Source organism: Kitasatospora sp. NPDC059973 (assembly GCF_042737525.1).
Taxonomy (GTDB): domain Bacteria; phylum Actinomycetota; class Actinomycetes; order Streptomycetales; family Streptomycetaceae; genus Kitasatospora.
In genome coordinates this window covers 1-6,281 of record NZ_JBHWUI010000278.1, presented here as the reverse complement: position 1 = coordinate 6,281, position 6,281 = coordinate 1, and the positions used below count along the sequence as shown (strand labels likewise).

10 protein-coding genes are annotated in these 6,281 nt (G+C 72.9%); 6 read left to right on the top strand and 4 right to left on the bottom strand.

Annotation, left to right across the window (positions count from 1 at the left end; translation table 11 throughout):
* Positions 1–151 precede the first annotated feature (151 nt).
* Genes ACFWA9_RS37570 through ACFWA9_RS37560 form a run of 3 tightly spaced genes read left to right on the top strand, consistent with a single transcriptional unit; the run spans position 152 to position 2,159 of the window.
* On the top strand, positions 152–802 hold the full coding sequence (locus ACFWA9_RS37570) for an ArsR/SmtB family transcription factor (protein WP_380393774.1): 651 nt from the start codon (positions 152–154) through the stop codon (positions 800–802).
* The gene (locus tag ACFWA9_RS37565) at positions 799–1,536 is read left to right on the top strand and encodes an SRPBCC domain-containing protein (RefSeq protein ID WP_380393772.1); all 738 of its coding nucleotides are present in this window, start codon (positions 799–801) and stop codon (positions 1,534–1,536) included. Before ACFWA9_RS37570 ends, ACFWA9_RS37565 begins: the two co-directional genes overlap by 4 nt.
* A gap of 50 nt (positions 1,537–1,586) precedes the next feature.
* Positions 1,587–2,159, top strand: coding sequence for a dihydrofolate reductase family protein (locus ACFWA9_RS37560; protein ID WP_380393769.1), 573 nt, complete (start codon positions 1,587–1,589; stop codon positions 2,157–2,159).
* Positions 2,160–2,221: 62 nt separating this feature from the next.
* Here the strand turns inward: ACFWA9_RS37560 and ACFWA9_RS37555 are convergent, their stop codons facing one another.
* Positions 2,222–2,926 carry an SDR family NAD(P)-dependent oxidoreductase gene (locus ACFWA9_RS37555; RefSeq protein ID WP_380393766.1) on the bottom strand — a complete coding sequence of 235 codons (705 nt, stop codon included), beginning with the start codon at positions 2,924–2,926 and terminating at the stop codon, positions 2,222–2,224.
* Positions 2,927–3,016: 90 nt separating this feature from the next.
* Here ACFWA9_RS37555 and ACFWA9_RS37550 point away from each other — a divergent pair, with 90 nt between their 5' ends.
* A complete protein-coding gene (locus ACFWA9_RS37550; RefSeq protein ID WP_380393763.1) occupies positions 3,017–3,619 on the top strand; it encodes a TetR/AcrR family transcriptional regulator in 603 nt (200 codons plus the stop codon).
* Between the two features lie 29 nt (positions 3,620–3,648).
* Here ACFWA9_RS37550 and ACFWA9_RS37545 read toward each other — a convergent pair whose 3' ends face one another.
* Positions 3,649–3,993 carry a YkvA family protein gene (locus tag ACFWA9_RS37545; RefSeq protein ID WP_352295504.1) on the bottom strand — a complete coding sequence of 115 codons (345 nt, stop codon included), beginning with the start codon at positions 3,991–3,993 and terminating at the stop codon, positions 3,649–3,651.
* Between the two features lie 230 nt (positions 3,994–4,223).
* Between ACFWA9_RS37545 and ACFWA9_RS37540 the strand changes: the two genes are divergently transcribed.
* Together ACFWA9_RS37540 and ACFWA9_RS37535 are read left to right on the top strand one after the other, a co-directional pair.
* Positions 4,224–4,886: a VanZ family protein gene (locus ACFWA9_RS37540; RefSeq protein ID WP_380393759.1), complete on the top strand. Its 663-nt coding sequence runs from the start codon at positions 4,224–4,226 to the stop codon at positions 4,884–4,886.
* A gap of 57 nt (positions 4,887–4,943) precedes the next feature.
* Positions 4,944–5,201, top strand: a complete 258-nt coding sequence (locus tag ACFWA9_RS37535) for a hypothetical protein (RefSeq protein WP_352295506.1) — start codon at positions 4,944–4,946, stop codon at positions 5,199–5,201.
* Here ACFWA9_RS37535 and ACFWA9_RS37530 read toward each other — a convergent pair.
* Positions 5,198–5,863 (bottom strand): CatB-related O-acetyltransferase, encoded by a 666-nt coding sequence (locus ACFWA9_RS37530; protein WP_380393757.1) that lies wholly within the window; start codon positions 5,861–5,863, stop codon positions 5,198–5,200. The two genes, ACFWA9_RS37535 and ACFWA9_RS37530, sit on opposite strands and share 4 nt — an antisense overlap.
* 135 nt (positions 5,864–5,998) lie before the next feature.
* On the bottom strand, positions 5,999–6,281 hold a 283-nt coding region (locus tag ACFWA9_RS37525; protein WP_380393754.1), incomplete at its 5' end, for a hypothetical protein.

The following is a 6,281-nucleotide window of genomic DNA, read 5'->3' as shown; positions in this document are numbered from 1 at the left end:
CGCCGGCCCGCCCGCGCCCCGGCGGGGGCGGGACGGCGGTCGCGTGTCCGGCCCCCGGCGGTCACGAGGGCCCCGGGACCTTGCTCGCGGCCCGCTCACCGACAAATTCTCTTGTCTTGACAAAGAATCCTGTCGGAAGCATTCTGGAGGGGTGCTGGACGTCGCTGTGATCGAAGAACCCGCCGCGGCCGAGGCGTCCCTGGACCCGATCCGGTCCCGGATCCTCGCCGCCCTGGCCGAGCCCGGCTCGGCCACCATGCTGGCCGGCCGCCTCGGGCTGCCCCGGCAGAAGGTCAACTACCACCTGAAGGAGCTGGAGCGTCACGGGCTCGTCGAACTCGCCGAGGAACGGCGTAAGGGCAACGTCACCGAACGGGTGTACCGCGCCACCGCCGCCTCCTACGTGATCTCCCCGCTCGCCCTGGCCGCCGTGCGCCCGGACCCGGCCCGCTCGCCCGACCAGCTCTCGGCCCGTTGGCTGCTGGCCCTGGGGTCACGGCTGGTCCAGGAGGTCGGGCAACTGCTGACCGGCGCCTCCCGGGCCGGCCGGCGGGTCGCCTCCTTCGGCATCGACGCGGAGGTGCGGTTCGCCTCGGCGGCCGACCGGGCGGCCTTCGCCGAGGAGCTGTCCCGGACCGTGGCCGCCCTCGTCGGCCGCTACCACGACGAGAGCGTGCCGGACGGCAGGACCCACCGGGTGGTCGTCGGGCTGCACCAGATCCCCGACCCGGCCGGGCCGCCGCGCGCCACCGGGGCGCACCCGGCGACGAACTCCGAAGCGGCAGAGGAGAACCCACGATGACGCACCCGTTCGAGATCGAGCTGGAGACCACGCTGCCGGCGAGCCCCGAACAGGTCTGGGAGGCGATCGCCACCGGCCCGGGGATCGACTCCTGGTTCATGGGCCGCAACGAGGTGGAACCGCGCGAGGGCGGCACGGCGGCCATGGAGACCGGCGGCCACCGCGAGGAGGCCCTGGTCACCGCCTACGAACCTGGCAAGCGGCTGGCCACCCGCACGTCACCCGGCGAGGACGGCCGCTTCATGGCCTTCGAGTACCTCATCGAAGGCCGCGACGGCGCCGGCACCGTCCTGCGCGTCGTCCACAGCGGCCTCCTCGGCGACGACTGGCAGGACGAGTACGACGCGCTGCGCCGCGGCTGGCCCTTCCACCTGGGCACGCTGGTGCAGTACCTGACCCACTTCGCCGCCCGCACGGCCGTCCCGGTGTTCGCCGCGGCGCCGACCGGCCGGCGGACGGCGCAGGACGTCCGGGCGGCCCTCGCCGGCGCGCTGTCGCTGCCCGTCCCGGTGACCGTCGGCGCCCGGGCGCGGGCCGAGCCGGCCGGCCTGCCGCCGCTGGACGGCGAGGTGGTCTGGGCCGACGACGAACGCTTCGGGCTGCGCACGGCGGACGGCCTCTACACCTTCCACCACGGCGCCGGAACGGCGTTGATGTTCCACCACCTATTCGGAGCGGACACCGACGGAGCCGAGGACGCCTGGCAGCGGTGGCTCGTACGAGTGCTCGGCTGACCGCCGCCCGGATATCCCGACCACACCCGAGAACGACACCGAGGACCACCATGCGCACTCTCATCAGCACCGCGTTCGTCTCCCTCGACGGAGTCGTCGAGGCCCCGGGCGGCGAGCCCGGCTACCGCAACTCCGGATGGACCTTCAAGGACGTCGAGTTCCTCCCCGAGGCCTTCGAGATCAAGGGGCGCGAGCAGGAGGAGTCCACCGCCGTCCTGCTGGGCCGCACCAGCTACGCGGCCTTCAGCCCCGTCTGGCCGGACATGGCGGAGTTCGCCCGCTACCGGACGATGCCGAAGTACGTCGTCTCGACCACGCTCACCGAGGACGAGCTGGTCACGAACTGGGGCGAGACCAGCATCCTGCGCTCGCTGGACGAGGTCGCCGCGCTCAAGGAGACCGAGGGCGGCCCGATCATCGTCCACGGCAGCGCCACCCTGAGCCACGGCCTCTCCGACGCCGGCCTGATCGACCGCTACCACCTGCTCGTCTACCCGCTGCTGCTCGGCGCCGGCAAGCGCCTGTTCAGCACCACGGACAAGGACGCCCAGAAGCTGCGGCTCGTCGAGCACGAGGTCTACTCCAACGGCCTCCAGAAGCAGATCCTCGACGTCCTCCACTGACCCGCCACCCTCCCGGCCCGCGCGGCGGCCCTCGCCGGGCGGGACGGGGTGGCCGCCGGGGGCTACCAGGGGACGGCTTCGCCGTGGAGGTCCAGGAACTGGAGGCCGGGGGTGCCGGCCTGGGCTTCGAGGACGTCGACGACGGCGGGGATGCTCTCCCGGGGGTCGAGCGGCGCGTCGAAGCCGCCGAGTTCCGTCCGGTTGTGGCCGGGGTCGATGAGCAGCTTGGTCCGGCCGTCGCCGGCCTGGCGGATGGCGTAGCTGCGCATCAGCTGGTTCAGGGCGGCCTTGCTGGCCTTGTAGAGCTCGTAGCCCTCCTCGGTGTTCCGGGTGATGCTGCCCTGGTCGGAGGACATGACGGCGACCGTGCCCCCGGGTACGACGAGGTCGTGGAGGGCGGCGAGGGCGCGCAGGGGGCTCAGCGCGTTGGTGATCATCACCTCGGTGAACTCGTGGGTCGGGACCTCGTCGATCGGCAGGTTGCTCAGGTTGATCGCGGCGTTGACGAAGAGCAGGTCGAGCCGGCGGCCGTCCAGCCGCTCGCGCAGGGCGGACAGCTCTCGCGGGCTGGTCATCTCCAGCGACTCGATCCGCAGCCGGCCGTGCCGGGCGTCGGCGATCGCCCGCAGTCCGGCGCTGTCCCGGCGGGTGGTGGCGATCACCTGCCAGTCGCGTCGGGCGAGTTCGTCGGCGAGGACGAGCCCCAGGCCCCGGGAGGCTCCGACGACGAGGGCTCGGCGGGCGGACGCGGTGGGTGTGGCGGACACATGCGCTCCCTGATGGTTGGGAGACTCAACCTAGACGAGGCGTTGCGTCTAGACAACAGGATTCGGGCCGGTCCCGGTACTGTGTCCCGCATGCCCGCCACGAGCTCCGCGCCCCGCAGACCCCACTCCGGCAACCGGCGCGACGAGACCGCACGTCAGGCCGTGCTCCACGCCGCGGACGACCTGCTGGTCGAGCACGGGTTCGGCGCGCTCACCATCGAGGCGATCGCGCGCCGCGCCGGGGTCGCCAAGCAGACGATCTACCGCTGGTGGCCCTCCAAGGTCGAGATCCTGCTCGACACGCTCATCGAGGACACCGAGAAGCAGCTCCCCGTCCCGACCGAGGAGTCGCCCACGGCGGAGACCGTCCGCGCCTACCTGGCCCGGTTCGCGGAGTTCCTCGCCGTCGACCCGGCCGGCCGGGTCCTGCTCGCGCTGCTCGCCCAGGCGCAGCATGATCCCGGGACGGCCGAGCGCCTCCAGGAGCGCTACCTCGGCCCTCGCCGCGGTCAGGAGCGCGACCTGGTCGTCCGCGGGATCGACGCGGGCGCGTTCTCGCCCGGACTCGGCCCTGACGCCGTCGTCGACGGCCTCGTCGGCCCGGTCGTCTACTGCGCCCTGACGGGGTCGCGCGTCTCCGCCGCCCTGGTGGACGCCCTCGTCCAGGACCTGCTGAGGCCCCGCGCGGGCTGAGTGCCCGCCCGACCGGTTCCGCCCGGGTGCTACGCCGGCCCCTCCGGCCGCTGCCTCGGCCGCGCGGCCGCGTAACCGGCCGCGCTCCGGACCGCGGGGCCGACACCCGCCCGGAGCCCGGCCTTGTTCAACGAGCGCAGGGCCACGAGCAGGAAGCCGATGTCATCCAGCAGGATCGGGTCGGGCAGCAGGTCCACCGGGCTGATCAGATAGGCGATGGACGCCCAGAAGAGCACCTTCTTCGACATCGGGATGCCGGCCGAGCCCAGCAGTCTCCGGGCCCGGACCAGTTTGACCACCAGGACGACCGCCACCACCACGGTGACCGCGACGATCCCGCCGGCCACCCACCAGAACACGCTTCCGCCGTCCACCCCGGCCACCTTTCGCTCGAACCGACCGCTCCGACCGTTCCCCAGGAACCTGCCCCGCTTTCCGCGGACCGTGCACACCACCGGGCGAACTCAAGCATCGCACCCGTGGTGCGGTCGCCGGGGCGGCCACCGATCCGGCGGCCCCGCGTGCGGCAGGAGGACGCGCGGCATGAGGTGGCGCGGCGCGGGTAGGCGGGCGGTCGCGTACCACCTGAGCGGGCGGGGGAGTCGTGAGGAAAGAGCTGATCGACACGGAAGCCGGGGACGGGCCCCGGGGCGGTGCCCGGTGGGCCCTGGCGGCACGGCTGCGACGCCGCGACCGTCCGGCGCCGCCCGACCACGGGGAACCGCCGATCGGCGAGTCGGACGGTGCGCAGGAGCGGGCGCCCGAGCGGCGGTCCTGGGCCTCGGCGGTCGGCCGGTGGCTCATCCTCCTCGCCGCCTTCCTCGCGATGGTCGGCTTCGCCGTCCTCCTGGCCCGCATCACGCTGGTGCCCGCGCCCGGGGCCGTGGGCCGGGTGCACAGCAACCTGCGCCCCGGCGACTCGCTGCGGCACTACCTGCTGCACGCCGTCACGCTGGACGCGCTGCGGCAGGTGGGCGGGAACGTGCTGCTCGGGGTGCCGTTCGGGCTGCTGCTCCCGGTGCTGTGGCCGAGGGCCCGCGGCCTGTTCCGGGTGCTGATCAGGACGGCGGCGGTCATGGTGCTGGTCGAACTGGTCCAGGGCGCGCTCATCACCGGGCGGGCCTTCGACATCGACGACGTCATCCTCAACACCCTCGGCGCGCTGCTCGGCTACCTGGTGCTGGGGCGGCGGCTGGCCCGGACGGTCCACCCCGGGCCCCGGACGCACCTTCGTCAGGACAACGGCGTTGAGGGTCAAGGGAATTGACTAGGCCTCGACCGGTTTGCCGCAGCCGCCACGGGCTAAGCGGTGGCCATGAGAGGAATGAATTCGGCCATCAGAGCAGCGGCCCACATCGTCGCAGGCATTCTCGTCGTCTGGATCATCCTGGATCTGCTCAGCGCCAATCAGGGAAACACCGTCGTCGGCTGGTTCCACTCCGCGGCCGACTGGCTCGCCGCCTGGTCGCGCGGGCTCTTCACCGTCTCCAGCCAGACCGTCCAGATCCTGCTCGACTACGGCATCCCGGCGATCGTCTACGCGGCGATCGGGAACCTGGTCGCCCGCCGGGCCGTGGACTAGCGTCCGGTTCCGGACCACGAACCGCCGGGCGGCGCGGCGGCCTCCAGATCGGCGATGCCGCCCGCCATGATCGTCCGCACGTGCCCGGTGATGTGCGCCGGGGGCCAGTCCCACCAGGCCACCGCCAGCAGGCGGGCGACGTCCTCGGCGCCGTAGCGGGTGCGGATGAGCCGGGCCGGGTTGCCGCCGACGACGCCGTAGTCGGGGACGTCGCCGGTGACCACGGCGCCGGCGGCGACGATCGCGCCGTGGCCGATCCGCACGCCGGGCATCACCGTGGCGCCGTGGCCGAACCAGACGTCGTTGCCGACCACGGTGTCGCCCCGGTTCGGCAGCCCGGTGAGCAGGTCGAAGTGGTCCGCCCAGGAGCCGCCCATGGTGGGGAAGGGGAAGGTGGACGGGCCGTCCATCCGGTGGTTCGCGCCGTTCATGAGGAAGCGCACGCCCGTGCCCAGCGCGCAGAACTTGCCGATCACCAGCTTCTCCGGCCCGTAGTGGTACAGCACGTTGCGCGTCTCGAAGGCGGTCGGGTCGTCCGGGTCGTCGTAGTACGAGTACTCCCCGACCTCGATCAGCGGGGACTTCACCAGCGGTTTGAGCAGCACCACCCTCGGGTGCTCGGGCAGCGGGTGGAGGACCGTGGGGTCGGCGGGCGCGGCCATGGGGTGGGCCTCCTCGTCGGTAGGGGTGTTCGCTCCATGATCGCGGAACGGTGCGTCCCGGAACCAGTCGTTTACCCCCTGCCGCCACCGCGCCGGGTCCCCGTCCCGCCGCGGCGGCGCGGTGGAGGGCGCCGGCTACTGCGCGTTGAAGGTGACCGGTCGGCTGCCGAGCTGGCCCTCGTACGAGCGGCCCTGGGTCAGCGGGCTCTGCTCGACGACGCCCTTCGGGTCCTTGATGGTCGGGATGGTGACGGCGGCGTGGTCGAGGTCGCTCTGCTGGAAGCCGCCGGGCCGGACGGTGGTGAGGAGCTCGTCCCAGTTCCTGGTGCACGACAGCCCGATCCGGTCAGGCGGTGCTCCGGGGGAGCACCCGCAGATGTGGGCGCATACGAAGGGCGCGGGCGCTCCGGGGGAGCGC

Excerpts from the sequence above, each read along its gene's own strand:
- ACFWA9_RS37550 (WP_380393763.1), top strand. The coding sequence starts at position 3,017 with ATGCCCGCCACGAGCTCCGCGCCCCGCAGACCCCACTCCGGCAACCGG.
- ACFWA9_RS37535 (WP_352295506.1), top strand. The coding sequence starts at position 4,944 with ATGAATTCGGCCATCAGAGCAGCGGCCCACATCGTCGCAGGCATTCTC.
- ACFWA9_RS37530 (WP_380393757.1), bottom strand. The coding sequence starts at position 5,863 with ATGGCCGCGCCCGCCGACCCCACGGTCCTCCACCCGCTGCCCGAGCAC.
- ACFWA9_RS37560 (WP_380393769.1), top strand. The coding sequence starts at position 1,587 with ATGCGCACTCTCATCAGCACCGCGTTCGTCTCCCTCGACGGAGTCGTC.
- ACFWA9_RS37565 (WP_380393772.1), top strand. The coding sequence starts at position 799 with ATGACGCACCCGTTCGAGATCGAGCTGGAGACCACGCTGCCGGCGAGC.